Raw genomic sequence first — 16,593 nt, 5'->3', positions numbered from 1 at the left:
ATGGGCGCGGGTGTACAGGTCAAAGATACAGGCGGCGGCAGACGGCGCGGTCGGCGCCGGTCGCGGGCGCGGCCGATGGCCGAAATCAACGTCACCCCCTTTGTCGACGTGATGCTGGTGCTGTTGATCATCTTCATGGTGGCGGCGCCGCTGATGACGGTGGGCGTGCCGGTCGAGCTGCCCAAAACCGCAGCAGGCGCATTGCCGGGCGAAGATGAAGAACCGCTGTCGGTCACATTGACCGCAGAAGGTGACATTCAGATCATGACCACATCGGTGCCGCGCGAAGAGCTGATTTCGCGTCTGCAGGCCATTGCAAGCGAACGCGCCTCGGATCGGGTGTTCCTGCGTGCGGATGGCAGCATTCCATATGCGCAGGTGATGGAGGTCATGGGCGCGCTGAATGCAGGCGGTTTTGCCAATGTGGGCCTTGTCACCGACACGGGCGGCCCTGCGTTGGATGGCGGGGACCAACCCGCGAGCGATGGGTAAGGGCCCGTGCAGACCGGCACCAAAATCTCACTTCTTGGCCATGGCGCGCTGGTGACCTGGGCGCTGTTTGGCGGCGCGTTCCAGTCTGAACCGCTGCCATTCACGGTGCAGGATGTATCCGTTATTTCAGCTGAGGAGTTTGCACAGCTCAGCGCGCAGGTCGCAGCCCCCGAGGTCGCACCTGAACCGGCGGTGCTGCGCGACCCGGCAGAAACCCCGGTTGAGACCCCAGAGCTGGCGCCGGAAGATGCGCCGCGCCCGCAGCGGCCTGAACCTGCGCCTGTTGCACCGGCGCCAGAGCCTGAGCCCGAAGTGGTGCAACCCGAGCCCGAACCAGAGCCCGAGGTGCCAGACGTGGCGCCGACACCGCCAGATTTGCCCGAGCCGCTGAGCGAAACACCGCAATTGGCCGAACCAGAAGTGGGGCGCGAAAATGATCGCGTGGCCCCCGAACCCATTGCGCCGCCAGAGCCAGACAGCCAAATCGCGGATGTGACGCAGGAAGAGGTTACCCCTGACGCGGGCGCGGAAGCCAACCAGCCGGTACAGGATGCCTCGCAGCAAGAGGCCGCCAGCGACCGCATTGTCACCGAAGCAGAAAGCGAGAGCGACAATCCGACCGTGCTGCAAAGCACGCCGCGCCCGCGACTGCGTCCGCGCAATCTGGCCGCACAGCCCGACCCGGACCCGCAGCCTGAGCCTCAACCAGAGCCGCAGCCCGAGCCGGAAGATACCCGCGCTGCGGATGTGAGCTCAGCCATCTCGGATGCGCTTGCCAATCTGGGCGAGGTCGAAGCCCCAGTGCCCTCTGGGCCGCCGCTGACCGAAGGGGAGCGAAACGGTCTGCGTCGCCAGATCGCCGGGTGTTGGAACCTTGGCACTGTATCGACTGAAGTCATGCGGACTGTGGTGGTTGTGGGCGTGTCGCTGCAGGAAAACGGCATGCCAGAGAGCAGCAGTATTCGCATGCTGTCATTCGATGGCGGCAGTCAGGCCTCTGCGAATACAGCCTTTGCAGCGGCGCGCCGGGCTATTCTGCGCTGTTCACGCAGCGGCGGGCGCGTGGGCTATGATTTGCCGACAGAAAAGTATCAGCAATGGAAAGAGGTGGAGATCACCTTCAACCCGGCCAAAATGCGGCTGCGATGACAAAAACGGGCAGGCGGACATTATTGTGTCGCATGTCAGAAAATTCATAAGGCGGGGCATCGCGCTGTGATCTTCCCCCTGCACAAAGCGCGCAAACGCGTGTTAACCAAACGACGACCAATAGGCGGTCACTCCGGAAAGGACGCGGATCAGATGACATTAGCTTGGGTTAGACAGGGTTTTGTAAAACAGGCTGCGGTGGTCGGTCTGGCGATGGCGTCGCTGGTCGCCGCCACAGCGCCTGGGGCCGTTGTGGCTCAAACTGGCCCATTGCGCATTGAGATCACCGATGGTGTGATTGAGCCGCTGCCCTTTGCGGTGCCGGATTTTATCCCCGCAGATGCGGCCGCGTCGCAGTTTGCGGCCCAGATTTCGCGCGTCATCGCCGAAGATCTGGCAGGCACGGGCCTGTTCCGCGAGGTGCCCAAGGGGGCATATATCTCGAATCTCACGGATTTCTCGGCTCCGGTGAACTACACGGATTGGAAAGCGATCAATGCGCAGGCGCTGATCACAGGTGAGGTCGCGGTCGAAGGTAATCTGGTCAAGGTGAAGTTCCGCGGCTTTGACGTCTTTGCCGGCAAACAGATCGACGGCGCCGGGCTGCAGTTGGTTGGAGGCACGGATGGCTGGCGCCGCATCGCCCATAAAGTGGCGGATGTGATCTATTCCAAGATCACCGGCGAGGGCGGTTATTTCGACAGCCGCGTAGTTTACGTGTCCGAAAGCGGGCCCAAGAACGACCGCAAAAAACGCCTCGCGATCATGGATTATGACGGCGCGAATGTTCAGTATCTGACCAATTCCAATGCGATTGTACTGGCGCCGCGGTTTTCGCCCACTGGGGATCGGGTGCTGTATACCAGCTACGAAAGCGGCTTTCCGCAGATCCATGTTCTGGATGTGGGGCAGGTGCAGCAGCGTGTCTTGTCGGCGGGCGATGGCATAATGAGCTTTGCGCCGCGGTTCGCGCCTGACGGGCGGACCGTCGTTTATTCCCAATCCGAGGGCGGCAATACCGACCTCTATACGCTCGATATTGATAGCGGTGCGCGCAAGCGCCTGACATCGGCCCCCTCGATCGAGACCGCGCCGTCGTTTTCGCCCGATGGCCGTCAGATCGTCTTTGAAAGCGACCGCTCTGGTAAGCCACAGCTTTATGTGATGCCCGCATCGGGTGGGCCAGCAACACGGATCAGCAAAGGGTCCGGGCGCTATGGCACGCCTGTCTGGTCGCCGCGCGGGGATTTTGTAGCCTTCACCAAACAGAACGCAGGCCGGTTCCACATCGGCGTCATGCGCACTGATGGCAGCGAAGAGCGCCTGCTGACAGCGTCGTTCCTTGATGAAGGCCCCACCTGGTCCCCCAATGGCCGCGTCATTATGTTCACCCGCGAAACCCAGGGACCGACGGGCCGCGCACTGTTGTATTCGGTCGATGTGTCGGGTCGGAACCTCAAGCCGGTGCGCACGCCAGAGGGCGGCTCTGATCCGGCGTGGTCGCCGTTGCAGAACTGATCAATCTGCCCCGGAGCGCCGCTTGGTGCCTCGGGGTGAACTATGCTAGAGTTTTTTTGAAACAGCCGGGGTGAACCCGGCGATGGATTGGCCCTGCGGGGCGGCAGCCATTGCGGCAAACAGATAAGAGGCAGGTTAAATGAGCGGTTCCAAGATTATCCCCTCGAAGATTATCCTTGTGACGGCAGTGGCTCTGGCGCTGGCGGGATGTGGCCCAAAACCCTGGGAAAGCGGTGCAAATGGCGCGGGTGCTGGCGCAAACGGCGCTGGCGCCGGGGCGCTTGGGGCGGCCGCTGATCCCAGCAGCCCGGTGTATTTCCGTGAAACTGTCGGGGATCGGGTCCTGTTTGAGGTGGATCAATCCTCGATCAACCCCGCCGCACAGGCGGTGTTGCAGGGGCAGGCGCGTTGGCTGACGGCCAACCCCGACTACACCATCACCATCGAAGGCCATGCTGACGAACAGGGCACCCGCGAATACAACCTTGCGCTGGGGGCTCGCCGCGCCAATGCAGCGCGGGAATATCTGATTTCGCAGGGCATCGCAGGCAGCCGCATTCAGGTGGTGACCTTTGGCAAAGAACGCCCGATCGAGATCTGCTCGGCCGAGGCCTGTTATTCTAAAAACCGCCGCGCTGTGACTGTGCTGGCTGGCGGTCTGGTGGGCTAAGCCATGGGGGGCTTTCGATCCGTTCTGGCAGCTTCCGCCCTGTGTTTCCTGACGGCGGTGTCTCCGGCCCTCGCGCAGCAGCAGGATCAGACGCTGGCGGATATCCGTCAGGAACTGACTGTGCTGCATGTGGAAATCCAACGCCTGAAGCGTGAAATGTCGACCACTGGCTCGCCCACAGGCACGCTGGCCGGGGGCTCTGTGCTGGAGCGGGTGGGCGCTATTGAAGCAGAACTTCAGCGCCTCACCGCTCAGACCGAAGAGCTGGATATTCGTATTCAGAATGTGGTGCGCGATGGCACCAACCGCATTGGCGATCTGGAGTTTCGGCTGGTCGAACTTGAAGGCGGTGACGTGACACTGCTTGGCGAAGCCAGCACGCTGGGCGGTGACACTGCTGCTGTGGCGGACGGCGAAACAGTGACCGCACCAGACCCGACCAGCAGCGAACTGGCTGTTGGGGAGGCGGCGGATTTTGCAGCGGCGCAGGCGGATCTCGAGGCGGGGTCCTATCAGGCGGCCGCGGACAAACTGGCGGCGTTCCAATCTGCCTATCCCGGCAGCCCCTTGGGGCCTGAAGCGGATTTTGGGCGTGGCAAAGCGCTGGAGGGTCTGGGCAATACCCGCGATGCCGCGCGCGCCTATCTTGCTGCTTTTACCGCCGCGCCAACTGGACCCAAGGCACCGGATGCGCTGTTTGAACTGGGGGCCGCATTGGGGCGTCTGGATCAGGTGGATCAGGCCTGTGTGACCCTGTCCGAGGTGGCGGTCCGTTTTCCCAGCAGCGCCGCCGTCCAAACCGCAGAGGCAGAACGCGGCACTCTTGGCTGCCCCTGATGACCTGATGCTGCTGCTATGACACCTGCCAAAGACAGCCAGCCGTTTGAGAGTCTCATCGCGGCGGTGCGCAGTGATATTTTGCGTGCGGCCCCTGTGCGCCTTGGTATTGCGGTGTCCGGCGGGAGTGATTCTTTGGCGCTGCTGTCTTTGGCTGTAGAAGGTCTGGCAGGCACCGGCATTGAACTGTTTGCCGCAACCGTCGATCACCGTTTGCGGGCGGCTTCACAAGAAGAGGCGGCTGCGGCCAAAGCCGTGTGCGATCAGTTGGGTGTGCCCCATGACACATTGGTCTGGGAGGCAGGGCCGCAGGGGGGCAACCTGCAAGACCAAGCGCGCGAGGCGCGGTATGATCTGCTGACCCGCTGGGCCAAAGGGCGTGACATTCCAATGATTGCGTTAGGCCATACCGCCGATGATCAGGCTGAAACGGTTCTGATGCGCCTGCGTCGGGCGTCCGGTGTGACAGGCCTCGCGGCCATGCGGCCCCGACGGATGCGCAACGGTATAATGCTGGCGCGCCCGATGTTGGACCTGCGGCGTGCAGAGCTTCAGGCCTATTTGCAGGCCCGCGATATTGCCTGGATCGATGATCCCAGCAATGAAAACACCAAATTCGAACGGGTTCGCATCCGTCAGGCGATGGACCTGCTGGAACCTTTGGGGCTGACCGTTTCAACCCTGACCGCCGTGGCCGAAAACATGGCCCGTTCGCGGGATGCCCTGGATTGGTATGCGTTTACTTCGGCTCAAGAGCTGTTGCAGGTCAGTCCCCTTGGGGTGCGGATAAATCAGCGCGGATTTCGGGTGTTGCCCGAAGAAATCGCATTTCGTCTGCTGCGGCATTCCTTGGGCTGGATGTCCGGGCAGGTGTATCCGCCGCGTCGCGATCCGATGTTGGCGGCCTTGCGGGCCGTGCGCCACGGGACGTCCTTTACTCTGGCCGGTTGCCAGCTGGTGACCCGCAAAGGCAGCACTTGGGTCACGCGGGAATTGAACGCAGTTGCAGGATTGTCTGCTGACATCGGGGCGACCTGGGACAATCAGCTCAGCCTGCATGCGCCCAGCGTGCGTCAGGTTGATGCCTACACCGATATGAATCAGTCCAGCGCGCGCGTCCGGGCAGTTGGCCACGAAGGGCTTTTGCAGTTCTCAGACTGGCGGGATCTGGATCTCCCGCGGAGCGTTTTAGCCGCAAGTCCGGGAGTTTGGCGTGGGGACAAGCTGCTGGCCGCCCCTTTAGCAGGCTGGAGCGCCGGATACCGTGTCGAACAAGCCCGTTCGGGCGCAGAGTTTTACAGCAGGCTTTTATCTCATTGAACCTCTGTCAATCATCCCTATTTTAGAAGGTAACCCCACGCGCCCCTTTGGGCGTTATGACTTCTTCAGGAGATTTCCTTGGGCAACGCACGTAATATCGCCTTTTGGGTTGTTCTGTTCCTGCTGGTCCTCGCGCTGTTCAATTTGTTCAGCGGAACCGGCAATACATTGCAAAGCCGCGAAAGAACTTATTCCGACTTCGTCGCCGCCGTAGACGGTGGTCAGGTCAAAGCAGCCACCTTGGATGGTGAACAGGTCCGCTACACCACAGCAGGGGGTGAAAGCTATGTGACCATTGTTCCCGGCGATGCCAAGGTCACGGATCTGCTGATCGCGCAGGGTGTTCCGGTCAAAGCTGAAAAGCAGGAGCAGTCAGGTTTGCAGAGCTTTGTTATAACGCTTCTGCCGTTCCTGCTGTTGATCGGTGTCTGGGTCTATTTCATGAACCGGATGCAAGGCGGCGGCAAAGGTGGCGCTATGGGCTTTGGCAAATCCAAGGCCAAGATGCTGACCGAAAAGCAGGGCCGCGTGACCTTTGACGATGTTGCGGGCATTGATGAGGCGAAGGAAGAACTCGAGGAAATCGTTGAATTCCTGCGCAATCCGCAGAAATTCAGCCGTCTGGGCGGCAAGATCCCCAAAGGCGCGCTGCTGGTGGGCCCTCCGGGCACCGGTAAGACGCTGCTGGCGCGTGCGATTGCAGGCGAAGCGGGTGTCCCTTTCTTCACCATCTCGGGTTCCGACTTTGTTGAGATGTTTGTGGGCGTTGGTGCAAGCCGTGTCCGCGACATGTTCGAACAGGCCAAGAAGAACGCGCCCTGTATTGTGTTCATCGATGAAATCGACGCTGTAGGGCGCCATCGTGGTGCCGGTTATGGCGGCGGCAACGACGAACGCGAACAGACGCTGAACCAGCTGCTGGTCGAAATGGACGGTTTTGAAGCGAATGAAGGCGTGATCATTCTGGCCGCGACCAACCGCCGCGACGTTCTGGACCCCGCGCTGCTGCGTCCGGGTCGTTTCGACCGCAACGTGACTGTTGGCAACCCCGACATCAAAGGCCGCGAAAAGATCCTTGGCGTGCATGCCCGCAAGACGCCGCTGGGGGCCGATGTAGACCTGCGAATCATCGCCCGTGGTACACCCGGTTTCTCGGGTGCGGATCTGGCGAACCTTGTGAACGAAGCCGCGCTAATGGCCGCACGTGTGGGCCGTCGCTTTGTCACCATGGAAGATTTTGAGAACGCCAAGGACAAAGTCATGATGGGCGCAGAGCGCCGGTCGATGGTCCTGACGCAGGATCAAAAAGAGAAAACCGCCTACCACGAGGCAGGCCACGCAGTGGTTGGTCTGGTGCTGCCGGAATGTGACCCGGTTTATAAGGCCACCATTATCCCACGCGGTGGTGCGCTGGGTATGGTTGTGTCCCTGCCAGAAATCGACCGCCTGAACTGGCACAAGGATGAATGTGAACAGAAGCTGGCCATGACCATGGCGGGCAAGGCCGCAGAGATCCTGAAATACGGTGAACACCATGTGTCGAACGGCCCTGCCGGTGACATTCAGCAGGCAAGCCAACTGGCGCGCGCCATGGTGCTGCGCTGGGGCATGTCGGATAAGGTCGGCAATATTGACTACGCCGAAGCGCACGAAGGCTATTCTGGCAATACCGCGGGCTTCTCGGTCTCGGCGAATACCAAAGAGCTGATCGAGGAAGAGGTCAAAGCCTTCATCCAGAACGCCTATGACCGTGCGTTTAAGATCCTTGAAGACCACAAAGAAGAGTGGGAACGTCTGGCCGAAGGTCTGCTGGAATACGAGACTCTCACCGGTGAAGAGATCAAGCGTGTGATGAATGGCGAGCCCCCCAGCAGCGATGATGATGCTGGTAGCGGCTCAGAAGAAGCTGCGGCCTCTGTCACGGCGATCCCGAAGGCTAAGAAGCCTTCGACGGATGGCGACGCGGGCGGCGATATGGAGCCTGAACCTACCGCCTGATTGGGACCTGTCGGCACAGCCTGACACCCAAGCCACGCTATGCACTGACGGAAAAGCCGCCTTTCGGGGCGGCTTTTTTGTTGTTTTCACGCCGCGCATGACTTGAATGTAACAAGGCGGCCCTCTAGCTTTTGTAAATTCGTTACAAAAGCCGGAGGGTAGAATGACAGCAGTCCGCGAAAACTGGCCGCAGGACGCGCAAGGTTCTGTGCATGCCGACGTTGCCCCGTCGCCGTGGCTCTTTGCCTACGCCGCTGTTGCGATCGCCCTTTTTGCCGGGTTTCGGGCGTTGGGGGCAGATGACATATTTTATGCCGTCACCAAGGAAGCCGGGCCGATCGAAGTGGCCTCTGCCGTGCTGTGGGGGCTGGCTGCGGTCACCGTGCTCAGCCTGTCGTCCTATGCGCAGCTTGCCTATCGTTGGCCGATTGTTGTTGGGTTTTCCCTGTTTGCCGCTCGAGAGTTGGACTGGGACAAGGCGTTTTTGTCCGAAGGTATCCTGCAGCTGCGGCTGTACTCCGGAGATGCGCCGATGGGTGAAAAACTGATTGGCGCCGCGGTGATCGCTCTTATTTTGACGGTGCTTTGGAAGCTGGCGCGGCAGATGCCGTTGATGTGGACAGCGCTTTGGTCAGAGCGCGCGGCTTGGGCTTGGATGGTTGTTGGTACCCTCGGCTTGGGTGTTGTCGCCAAAACAATTGATGGGATTGGGCGCAAGATGGCTGAGTTCGGTGTGACCTTGTCACCCGAGACGGTTGCTGGTTTCAGTGTCGCAGAAGAACTGATGGAACTGGTCTTTGTGGTGGGCATGATCGCAGCGGTCTGCATGTTTGAGGCCCGCAGCCGTCGCGTCTGAGCGCGGCGCTGCTCTGTTTCTCCTAATTTTTTGACAGTCGACTGTTTTCGCCACTGCGCCCGGTCTGGCACGCGCCGCTTTCCTGTGCGCGCCAGCGATTGATGACCCGCATGGGGTTGTCATGGGGACAGGGCAGGGGCATTTTCGGCGCGAACCGATCTTTGAAGGAGAGCACCATGCCGGTCTTGCGCGAAACTGAATTTGCTGGGGAAATTGTCTGGATGGGGCATGTGCCCGCAGAAGCAGGCATTACCGCCAGCCCGCGCGAGGCGATGGAACTGGGCTTCCACGGTGTCACTGGCGAACGCCACGCGGGCGAAAACCGCCCTTCCTGTGTGCGGATGACCAACCTTTATGACAAGGGAACAGAGATCCGCAACGTGCGCCAGCTGACGATTTTGGCGCAGGAAGAGCTGGACGCGATTGCCGCAGAAATGGGCATGGAGGCGCTCGATCCGTCGTATTTGGGAGCTTCATTGATCCTTCGTGGCATCCCGGACTTTACCCATGTGCCGCCGTCGGCGCGTCTGCAGGGACCGGACGGGGTGACGCTGACCATCGATATGGAGAACCGCCCCTGCATTATTCCCGGTCGCGAGATTGAAAAAGATCACGCTGGTTACGGGCCGAAATTCAAAACAGCTGCAACCAATCGCCGCGGGGTTACCGCTTGGGTCGAACGTCCGGGCAGCTTGAAGCTGGGCGAATCTCTTCGTTTGTTCGTGCCCGACCAGCGCGGATGGCTGGGCGAGGCGGGCTGACGCCCAGACAGCTCATGCGCGGAAAGCGACATTTCAGATCCGACATGTTTCCTTTCCGCGTCACTGAGGGCGGCGTGAAATTCAAATAAGACGCTCGGGGACAGAATTATGTCGAAAACAGAGGGCGAAGTCTGAATACGACAAGCTAAGCCTTGAGCCAGACGGCGGTCCCGCCGCAAACCCAGAACTCGAGACTGAGGACTCAAGGCCATGAGCTACAAGAGTGACATTGAAATCGCCCGCGAGGCGAACAAGCTCCCGATCCAAGAGATCGGTGCCAAAATCGGCATGTCCAACGACGATCTGCTGCCCTATGGCCACGACAAGGCCAAAGTCAGCCAGGACTTCATCAACTCGGTGAAATCCAAGGAAGACGGCAAGCTGATCCTCGTGACCGCCATCAACCCGACCCCGGCGGGCGAAGGTAAGACCACCACCACCGTTGGTCTGGGCGATGGCCTGAACCGCATCGGCAAAAACGCGATGATCTGTATTCGCGAAGCGTCCCTCGGCCCGAACTTCGGCATGAAGGGTGGCGCGGCCGGTGGCGGCATGGCGCAGGTTGTCCCGATGGAGGAAATGAATCTCCACTTCACCGGTGACTTCCACGCAATCACCTCTGCGCACTCCCTGCTGTCGGCGATGATCGACAACCACATCTACTGGGGCAACGAGTGCGAAATCGACATCCGTCGTGTTGCATGGCGTCGTGTGGTCGACATGAACGACCGCGCCCTGCGTCAGATCACCGCCTCCCTGGGTGGCGTGTCCAACGGCTTCCCGCGTGAAACCGGTTTCGACATCACCGTGGCATCTGAAGTTATGGCGATCCTCTGCCTGGCAAACGACCTGCAGGATCTGGAAAAGCGTCTGGGCGACATCATCGTGGCCTACCGCCGCGACAAGACCCCGGTTTACTGCCGCGACATCAAAGCAGAAGGCGCAATGACCGTTCTGCTGAAAGACGCAATGCAGCCGAACCTGGTTCAGACTCTGGAAAACAACCCGGCGTTTGTCCACGGTGGCCCGTTCGCGAACATCGCACACGGCTGTAACTCTGTGATCGCAACCAAGACTGCGCTGAAAGTTGCGGACTACGTTGTGACCGAAGCAGGCTTTGGTGCCGACCTCGGTGCTGAGAAGTTCATGAACATCAAGTGCCGCAAAGCAGGCATCGCACCCGACGCGGTTGTGATTGTTGCCACTGTGCGCGCAATGAAAATGAACGGCGGCGTTGCCAAAGCAGACCTCGGCGCGGAAAACGTCGAAGCTGTGAACAACGGTTGTGCAAACCTTGGCCGTCACATCGAGAACGTCAAATCCTTCGGCGTTCCGGCGGTTGTCGCGATCAACCACTTCGTCACCGACACCGACGCAGAAATCCAGGCCGTGAAGGACTATGTTGCCTCCCACGGTGTGGAAGCGATCCTGTCCCGTCACTGGGAGCTGGGCTCTGAAGGCTCCGCACCGCTGGCTGAAAAAGTGGTCGAGCTGGCCGAATCTGGTGCCGCGTCCTTCGCGCCGATCTACCCGGACGACATGCCGCTGTTCGAGAAGATCGAAACCATCGCCAAGCGCATCTACCGCGCCGACGAGGTTCTGGCTGACGCGAAGATCCGCAACCAGCTGAAAGAGTGGGAAGCAGCGGGCTATGGCAACCTGCCGGTCTGCATGGCGAAAACCCAGTACTCCTTCTCCACCGACCCGAACCTGCGCGGTGCGCCCACCGGCCACTCCGTTCCGGTTCGTGAGGTTCGCCTCTCTGCGGGTGCTGGCTTCATCGTGGTTGTCTGCGGTGAGATCATGACCATGCCGGGTCTGCCGCGCAAACCTGCGTCGGAAAGCATCCGTCTGAACGAAGAAGGCCAGATCGAAGGCTTGTTCTAAGACGCAAATTGCGTCACCTACGGCCCGGGAGTATTCCCGGGCCGTAGGAGTTTGAAACGATGACCAACCGTATTCCGCCGAAAGACTGCAACGACATGACCGACCTTCGTGCGCAAATCGATGCGCTAGACGAAGATCTGGTGGCGCTGTTTGTAGAACGTGCGGGATACATTGACCGGGCCATCGCGCTGAAACAGATCAATGGCTGGCCAGCGCGGATCCCTGAACGGGTCGAAGAGGTGGTGACCAATGCGGGCGACCGGGCCGAAGCAGCCGGGCTGGACCGCGAACTGGTCGAACGTCTTTGGCGGCAACTGGTTGATTGGTCGATTGCCCGCGAAGCGCAGGTAATCCGAGAAGAATAGGCGGCCCGTACCGGGGCCCGCAGCAACAAGGAAGACAGCAATGGCAGCGAATATCATTGACGGCAAAGCCTTTGCCGCAACCGTCCGCGAAAAGGTTGCGGGCCATGTGACCCGCCTGAAAGAAGAGCACGACATCACCCCCGGCCTGGCCGTGGTGTTGGTGGGCGAAGACCCGGCGTCTCAGGTTTACGTGCGTTCCAAAGGCAAACAGACCGTTGAGGTCGGCATGAACTCTTTCGAGCACAAGCTCGATGCCGAGACCTCTGAGGCGGACCTGCTGGCGCTGATCGACAAGCTGAACAATGACCCGACCGTGCACGGTATTCTGGTGCAGCTGCCGCTGCCCAAGCACCTGGACGAAGATCTGGTCATCAACTCCATCGCGCCGGAAAAAGACGTGGATGGCTTCCACATCTCCAACGTGGGTCTTCTGGGCACCGGTCAGAAATCCATGGTGCCTTGCACCCCGCTGGGCTGCCTGATGATGCTGCGTGATTATCACGGTTCGCTCTCTGGCATGGACGCGGTTGTGATCGGCCGTTCCAACATCGTTGGTAAGCCGATGGCGCAGCTGCTGCTGGGCGACAGCTGCACCGTGACCATTGCGCATTCCCGCACCAAAGACCTTCCGGAGGTTGTCCGCCGTGCAGACATCGTTGTCGCCGCTGTGGGCCGTCCTGAAATGGTTCCGGGTGACTGGATCAAAGAAGGCGCCACCGTGATCGACGTGGGCATCAACCGCATTGAACGCGACGGCAAGAACAAGCTTGTGGGCGACGTCGACTTTGCCTCCTGCGCGGAACGTGCCGGTGCAATCACCCCAGTTCCGGGCGGTGTGGGTCCGATGACTATCGCCTGCCTGCTGGCCAACACCGTGACCGCCTGCTGCCGCGCCAACAATCTGGCCGAGCCGGAAGGGCTCACAGCCTAAGTTGGGCTGGAAGGGTTGACCGCGTAAAGCGGAGCCTTTGGCTCCGCTGCCTCCGGCGGGGATATTTGGAAAAAGATGAAAAGCGGCGTTCCGGTTCGGAGCGCCGTTCTTGCTTGTGATGGAAGGTAATTTGCAGGATAGCGCAGGACAGCCGAGGCGCTGTTGGGGCCTTCACACATGCGTTCTAGCGGGCCCGAGCCCTATTGCTTTGGATGTGCGACAGGCCGCCGGGTTTAGCGGACGGGAACCGGTACCATTGTCCCCTGTAAGAGCGCGATGAGCGTTTCGCGGCCCTGATCCAACGCGTGCACCTCTGCCGTGACCACCACCAGCCGCTTGCCTGCCTTCACCACCTTGCCCGTAGCGCGCAGGCGGTCGCCCAGACCGGGCGCGAGGAGGTTGATTTTGACCTCGGCCGAGACCACCTCTAGGCCCTGCTCCATCACGGTCAGCGCCGCATAGCCTGCAGCGCTGTCGCTAATGGCAAAGGGCAGCGCCGCATGGGCTGCGCCCAGCTGCTGCAAGCTGGTCGGCAGGATCGGTGCAGAGATCACAACGCGGCCCTCTTCCACGCTGTCGAGCGTGGCGCCAAGGGTTGTCATCATGGTCTGCGCATCAAAGCTTTGTTGGATTCGCTGCTGTGTCATGGGGCCAGCCTAGGGGCTGTTTGCGAAGCTGCCTAGCGCCGAGCGTGTGGTTTTATGCGGGGCATGGGGCAGGGCAGGGCGCGGGGACCGCAGAGGATTGCGATGGCGTCGGGCCGCATAAGATCCTGCAGCACCGGGTCGGTTGCCCGCAATCCTCCGGTATAAGTGCCAAAGGCCGGAAGGATCAGCCTGTCCCGGTCCACCAGAAAGGCGGGGCGGCTTTGATGCCGGACAACCACTTTGGGGTGGTAATGGCCGCTGACCTCGCCCGATTGGTCTGTTGCAATATGCCGGAAGGTGAGCGGGCCAAGGGTCAGCTTGGACAGGGCCTCTCCGCCAAAAGCAGGTGGGGAGGGATCGTGGTTGCCTTCGATCCAGACCCAACGCCGACCCTTTGGGAGAGCCGCAAGTAATTCGCGTTCCTCTGTGATCAATGCGCCTGCGGCCCTATCATCGTCAAAGCTGTCGCCAAGACAAATAACGGTGCTGGGGTCCAGGCGGTCGGTCAGCGCGCGAAGCCGCTCTAGTGTATCGCGCCCTTCATAGGGGGGCAGCGCCGCGCCGCCGCGCCGTGCGTGCCGTTCCGATTTGCCCAGATGCAGGTCCGAGACCACAAGCGTGCGCTGCGAGGCCCACCACACTGCGCGGTGTCCGAGCGCTGTCAGTTGCGCGCCGTGAAAGGTGAAATCGAAACCCATTATCCCGTTGCCTCATCCAGCATGCCAAGGCCCGATTGCTGCATCAGCGCTTGGGTTTCGCGCTCCAGGAGCCGCTCTACACCGGCGCCTTTGATTGGCACTTTGCCAACCTCGAGCAGTAATGGCGCAGCGAGCGGGGTCACACGCGGCAGGCGCAGGAGGTCAACGCGACCTTCGATGCGCGCCGCCAATTCTTCGATGCGCCCAAAATCCACCAGCCCCCGCAGGGCTTCTTCGCGGGTGATCTGCATCAGCACGTGTTCCGGGTCGTATTTGCGCAGCGTGTCATAAAGGATGTCTGAAGAAAACGTCGCCTGTCGCCCGGATTTGCGCGCCCCCGGCGTGTTGCGTTCGATCAGTCCCGCGATGGTCGCCACCGCGCGGAAGGTTCGTTTCATCACTGCGTTTTCGCCAAGCCAGCCGTCCAGTCCGTCGCGCAGATTGGCAATGTCGAACAGCCCCGCAGGATCCAGAACCGGCTCAAGCCCCCAGATCAGGGTCGCATAATCACTGGCCACAAACCCCAGCGGATCAAGGCCCAGTTCTTCCATCCGTTTGGTCAGGAGCAGGCCGAGCGTCTGCTGGGCATTGCGTCCCGCAAAGCCATAGGCACAGATGTATTCGCGCCCATCAAGCGGGAAGCTTTCGACCAGCAGCCGCCCGCGCCGCGGCATTTGCGACATCTCCCGTTGCAGTGCCAGCCAGTCAGCCGTGTGGGCAGGCAGATCGGGCCAGCTGTCTTGTTTCAGTATGCGCAGGATCCGGCTGCTCAGCTGCGTTGAGGTGGCGAACTTGGTACCGTTGAAGGTGGCGACTTTTGGTTTCTTTGCAGCGTTGCGGCTGACCTGCACGACCATTTCGCGTAGCCCCTCATAGGCGACCACCTTGCCGGCAATCAGGAACGTATCACCGGGGACCAGAGTTGCGGCAAAGCCTTCCTCGATCTCTCCCAATGGCGCGCCACCACGGCTGTTCTTGTAGCGCACCTTCAGCGTATCCGTGTCCTGAATGGTGCCAAGGTTCATGCGGATGCGGGCCGCCGCACGGGGATCGCGCAGCTGGTAAAGCCCATCCGGGCGCCGCAACAGCCGCCGCCATTGATCATAGGCTTTGAGCGCATAACCACCGGTGGCACAGAAATCGAGGCAGGCGTCGAAGTCCGCGCGGCTCAGATTGGTATAGGCCCCCACCGTGCGGATTTCGTGAAACAGTGCTTCCGCTTCAAACGGACCGGTGCAGGCGGTGATCAGAATATGTTGGCACAGAACGTCGCGCGGGCCGGGGGGCAGGGCGTCACCGTCCAGATCCCCGGCTGCGACCGCTTCGAGAGCCGCGCGGCATTCGACCACCTCAAACCGGTTTGCGGGCACCAAGAGCGCCTTGGAGGGGGCGTTATAGCGGTGGTTCGCGCGGCCAATGCGTTGGACCAGTCGCTTGACGTTTTTCGGCGCGCCGATCTGGATCACCAGATCGACGTCGCCCCAGTCGATCCCCAGATCGAGCGACCCGGTGCAGACCACGGCGCGCAATTGCCCTGCGACCATGGCTGCCTCAACCTTTTCACGCTGCGCGCGGTCTAATGCACCATGGTGGATACCAATCGGCAGGGCATCTTCGTTGGCGAGCCACAGCCGGTGAAAGAAGATTTCCGCCTGCGCGCGGGTGTTGTGGAAAATCAGCGTGGTGTTGTGGGTTTTGATCTGGCGCAGGACTTCGGGGATGGCATGTGCAGCGCCGCCGCCCGCCCAGGGGGGGGCTTCGGGCAGGTCGAGCATTGTGATGTCTGGCGCGGGACCGGGATCGGCCATCAGGATCGGGCAGGGGTCGGGGTGCCGGGCGAGCGTTCGTGCAATGGCCTCGGGATCGTCGACTGTTGCAGACAGGCCCACACGCCGCAGATCGGGACATAGGGTTTGCAGCCGACCGAGGGCCAACATCAACTGCGCGCCGCGTTTGCTTTCGGCCAGCGCGTGAATTTCGTCCACAATCACCCTGCGCAGTCCCTGAAATATGCGTGGCGCATCTGGGTAGGACGTCAGCAGCGCCAGGCTCTCGGGGGTGGTCAGTAGGATATGTGGCGGGTCGCCGCGTTGGCGGCGTTTTTTGTAGGCCGAGGTATCGCCCGTGCGGTCCTCAATGCGGATGGGCAGGCCCATTTCCGCCACGGGGCCGGATAGGTTGCGTTTGATGTCCGCAGCCAAAGCCTTCAATGGTGAGACATAAAGCGTGTGTAGCCCCTCGTGTGTTCCATCAGCCAGTTCGCATAAGGAGGGCAGGAACCCGGCCATGGTCTTGCCGCCGCCGGTGGGGGCAATCAGCAAAGTCGAAGGCTCTTTGGTCCGCGCCAGCATGTCTAGCTGATGCGGGTGAGGGGACCAGCCTCGGGATGAAAACCAGCTTTGAATCGCGTCGGGAATCGCCACCATGTTCCCTGTTTAGTCCAACTGGGTCGTGCCGGAAAACG

At 61.0% G+C, this 16,593-nt stretch carries 15 protein-coding genes; 12 read left to right on the top strand and 3 right to left on the bottom strand.

The genetic code is table 11. The features are described from left to right. The 12 genes from tolR to folD all read left to right on the top strand — a co-directional run bounded on the left by tolR (position 1) and on the right by folD (position 12,784). The gene (tolR, locus tag TRM7557_RS02315) at positions 1 to 492 is read left to right on the top strand and encodes a protein TolR (protein WP_058288591.1); all 492 of its coding nucleotides are present in this window, start codon (positions 1 to 3) and stop codon (positions 490 to 492) included. A gap of 6 nt (positions 493 to 498) precedes the next feature. Next, positions 499 to 1,641, top strand: a complete 1,143-nt coding sequence (locus TRM7557_RS02310) for a hypothetical protein (RefSeq protein ID WP_058288590.1) — start codon at positions 499 to 501, stop codon at positions 1,639 to 1,641. A gap of 153 nt (positions 1,642 to 1,794) precedes the next feature. Beyond that, positions 1,795 to 3,159, top strand: a complete 1,365-nt coding sequence (gene tolB, locus TRM7557_RS02305) for a Tol-Pal system beta propeller repeat protein TolB (protein WP_058288589.1) — start codon at positions 1,795 to 1,797, stop codon at positions 3,157 to 3,159. A gap of 139 nt (positions 3,160 to 3,298) precedes the next feature. Continuing rightward, positions 3,299 to 3,829: a peptidoglycan-associated lipoprotein Pal gene (gene pal, locus TRM7557_RS02300; protein WP_058288588.1), complete on the top strand. Its 531-nt coding sequence runs from the start codon at positions 3,299 to 3,301 to the stop codon at positions 3,827 to 3,829. Between the two features lie 3 nt (positions 3,830 to 3,832). Beyond that, entirely contained in the window at positions 3,833 to 4,666 is an 834-nt protein-coding gene (gene ybgF / locus TRM7557_RS02295) for a tol-pal system protein YbgF (RefSeq protein WP_058288587.1), read from the top strand. A gap of 18 nt (positions 4,667 to 4,684) precedes the next feature. Then, positions 4,685 to 5,986 (top strand): tRNA lysidine(34) synthetase TilS, encoded by a 1,302-nt coding sequence (gene tilS, locus TRM7557_RS02290; RefSeq protein WP_082626484.1) that lies wholly within the window; start codon positions 4,685 to 4,687, stop codon positions 5,984 to 5,986. Between the two features lie 78 nt (positions 5,987 to 6,064). Further along, the gene (gene ftsH, locus TRM7557_RS02285; protein WP_058288586.1) at positions 6,065 to 7,984 is read left to right on the top strand and encodes an ATP-dependent zinc metalloprotease FtsH; all 1,920 of its coding nucleotides are present in this window, start codon (positions 6,065 to 6,067) and stop codon (positions 7,982 to 7,984) included. 163 nt (positions 7,985 to 8,147) lie between these two features. After that, a complete protein-coding gene (locus TRM7557_RS02280; RefSeq protein WP_058288585.1) occupies positions 8,148 to 8,840 on the top strand; it encodes a hypothetical protein in 693 nt (230 codons plus the stop codon). Between the two features lie 176 nt (positions 8,841 to 9,016). Further along, entirely contained in the window at positions 9,017 to 9,601 is a 585-nt protein-coding gene (locus tag TRM7557_RS02275) for an MOSC domain-containing protein (protein ID WP_058288584.1), read from the top strand. A gap of 210 nt (positions 9,602 to 9,811) precedes the next feature. Beyond that, on the top strand, positions 9,812 to 11,488 hold the full coding sequence (locus TRM7557_RS02270; RefSeq protein WP_058288583.1) for a formate--tetrahydrofolate ligase: 1,677 nt from the start codon (positions 9,812 to 9,814) through the stop codon (positions 11,486 to 11,488). Between the two features lie 59 nt (positions 11,489 to 11,547). Continuing rightward, positions 11,548 to 11,853: a chorismate mutase gene (locus TRM7557_RS02265; protein ID WP_058288582.1), complete on the top strand. Its 306-nt coding sequence runs from the start codon at positions 11,548 to 11,550 to the stop codon at positions 11,851 to 11,853. Positions 11,854 to 11,893: 40 nt separating this feature from the next. After that, entirely contained in the window at positions 11,894 to 12,784 is an 891-nt protein-coding gene (gene folD / locus TRM7557_RS02260) for a bifunctional methylenetetrahydrofolate dehydrogenase/methenyltetrahydrofolate cyclohydrolase FolD (protein ID WP_058288581.1), read from the top strand. A gap of 233 nt (positions 12,785 to 13,017) precedes the next feature. On the opposite strand, the gene TRM7557_RS02255 is transcribed toward folD, so the two are convergent. From TRM7557_RS02255 to TRM7557_RS02245, 3 genes are read right to left on the bottom strand one after another with little or no spacing between them, the layout of a single operon-like run. Further along, positions 13,018 to 13,431: a PaaI family thioesterase gene (locus TRM7557_RS02255; RefSeq protein WP_058288580.1), complete on the bottom strand. Its 414-nt coding sequence runs from the start codon at positions 13,429 to 13,431 to the stop codon at positions 13,018 to 13,020. 32 nt (positions 13,432 to 13,463) lie between these two features. After that, complete coding sequence (gene pdeM, locus TRM7557_RS02250; protein ID WP_207382616.1) at positions 13,464 to 14,132, bottom strand: ligase-associated DNA damage response endonuclease PdeM; 669 nt, start codon at positions 14,130 to 14,132, stop codon at positions 13,464 to 13,466. Next, the gene (locus TRM7557_RS02245) at positions 14,129 to 16,555 is read right to left on the bottom strand and encodes a ligase-associated DNA damage response DEXH box helicase (protein WP_058288578.1); all 2,427 of its coding nucleotides are present in this window, start codon (positions 16,553 to 16,555) and stop codon (positions 14,129 to 14,131) included. The genes pdeM and TRM7557_RS02245 overlap by 4 nt, the downstream gene beginning before the upstream one ends. Between the last annotated feature and the right edge of the window lie 38 nt (positions 16,556 to 16,593).

The sequence above is a fragment of the Tritonibacter multivorans genome (genome assembly GCF_001458415.1).
GTDB lineage: Bacteria > Pseudomonadota > Alphaproteobacteria > Rhodobacterales > Rhodobacteraceae > Epibacterium > Epibacterium multivorans.
Note: the sequence above shows the minus strand (reverse complement) of the source record. Positions and strands in the feature narration are given on the sequence as shown.

Bases quoted from the DNA above. Each gene is read 5' to 3' on its own strand.
- TRM7557_RS02270 (WP_058288583.1), top strand. From the start codon at position 9,812: ATGAGCTACAAGAGTGACATTGAAATCGCCCGCGAGGCGAACAAGCTC.
- tolR (WP_058288591.1), top strand. From the start codon at position 1: ATGGGCGCGGGTGTACAGGTCAAAGATACAGGCGGCGGCAGACGGCGC.
- tolB (WP_058288589.1), top strand. From the start codon at position 1,795: ATGACATTAGCTTGGGTTAGACAGGGTTTTGTAAAACAGGCTGCGGTG.
- TRM7557_RS02280 (WP_058288585.1), top strand. From the start codon at position 8,148: ATGACAGCAGTCCGCGAAAACTGGCCGCAGGACGCGCAAGGTTCTGTG.
- TRM7557_RS02265 (WP_058288582.1), top strand. From the start codon at position 11,548: ATGACCAACCGTATTCCGCCGAAAGACTGCAACGACATGACCGACCTT.
- TRM7557_RS02275 (WP_058288584.1), top strand. From the start codon at position 9,017: ATGCCGGTCTTGCGCGAAACTGAATTTGCTGGGGAAATTGTCTGGATG.
- TRM7557_RS02245 (WP_058288578.1), bottom strand. From the start codon at position 16,555: ATGGTGGCGATTCCCGACGCGATTCAAAGCTGGTTTTCATCCCGAGGC.
- pal (WP_058288588.1), top strand. From the start codon at position 3,299: ATGAGCGGTTCCAAGATTATCCCCTCGAAGATTATCCTTGTGACGGCA.
- tilS (WP_082626484.1), top strand. From the start codon at position 4,685: ATGACACCTGCCAAAGACAGCCAGCCGTTTGAGAGTCTCATCGCGGCG.
- ybgF (WP_058288587.1), top strand. From the start codon at position 3,833: ATGGGGGGCTTTCGATCCGTTCTGGCAGCTTCCGCCCTGTGTTTCCTG.
- folD (WP_058288581.1), top strand. From the start codon at position 11,894: ATGGCAGCGAATATCATTGACGGCAAAGCCTTTGCCGCAACCGTCCGC.
- TRM7557_RS02255 (WP_058288580.1), bottom strand. From the start codon at position 13,431: ATGACACAGCAGCGAATCCAACAAAGCTTTGATGCGCAGACCATGATG.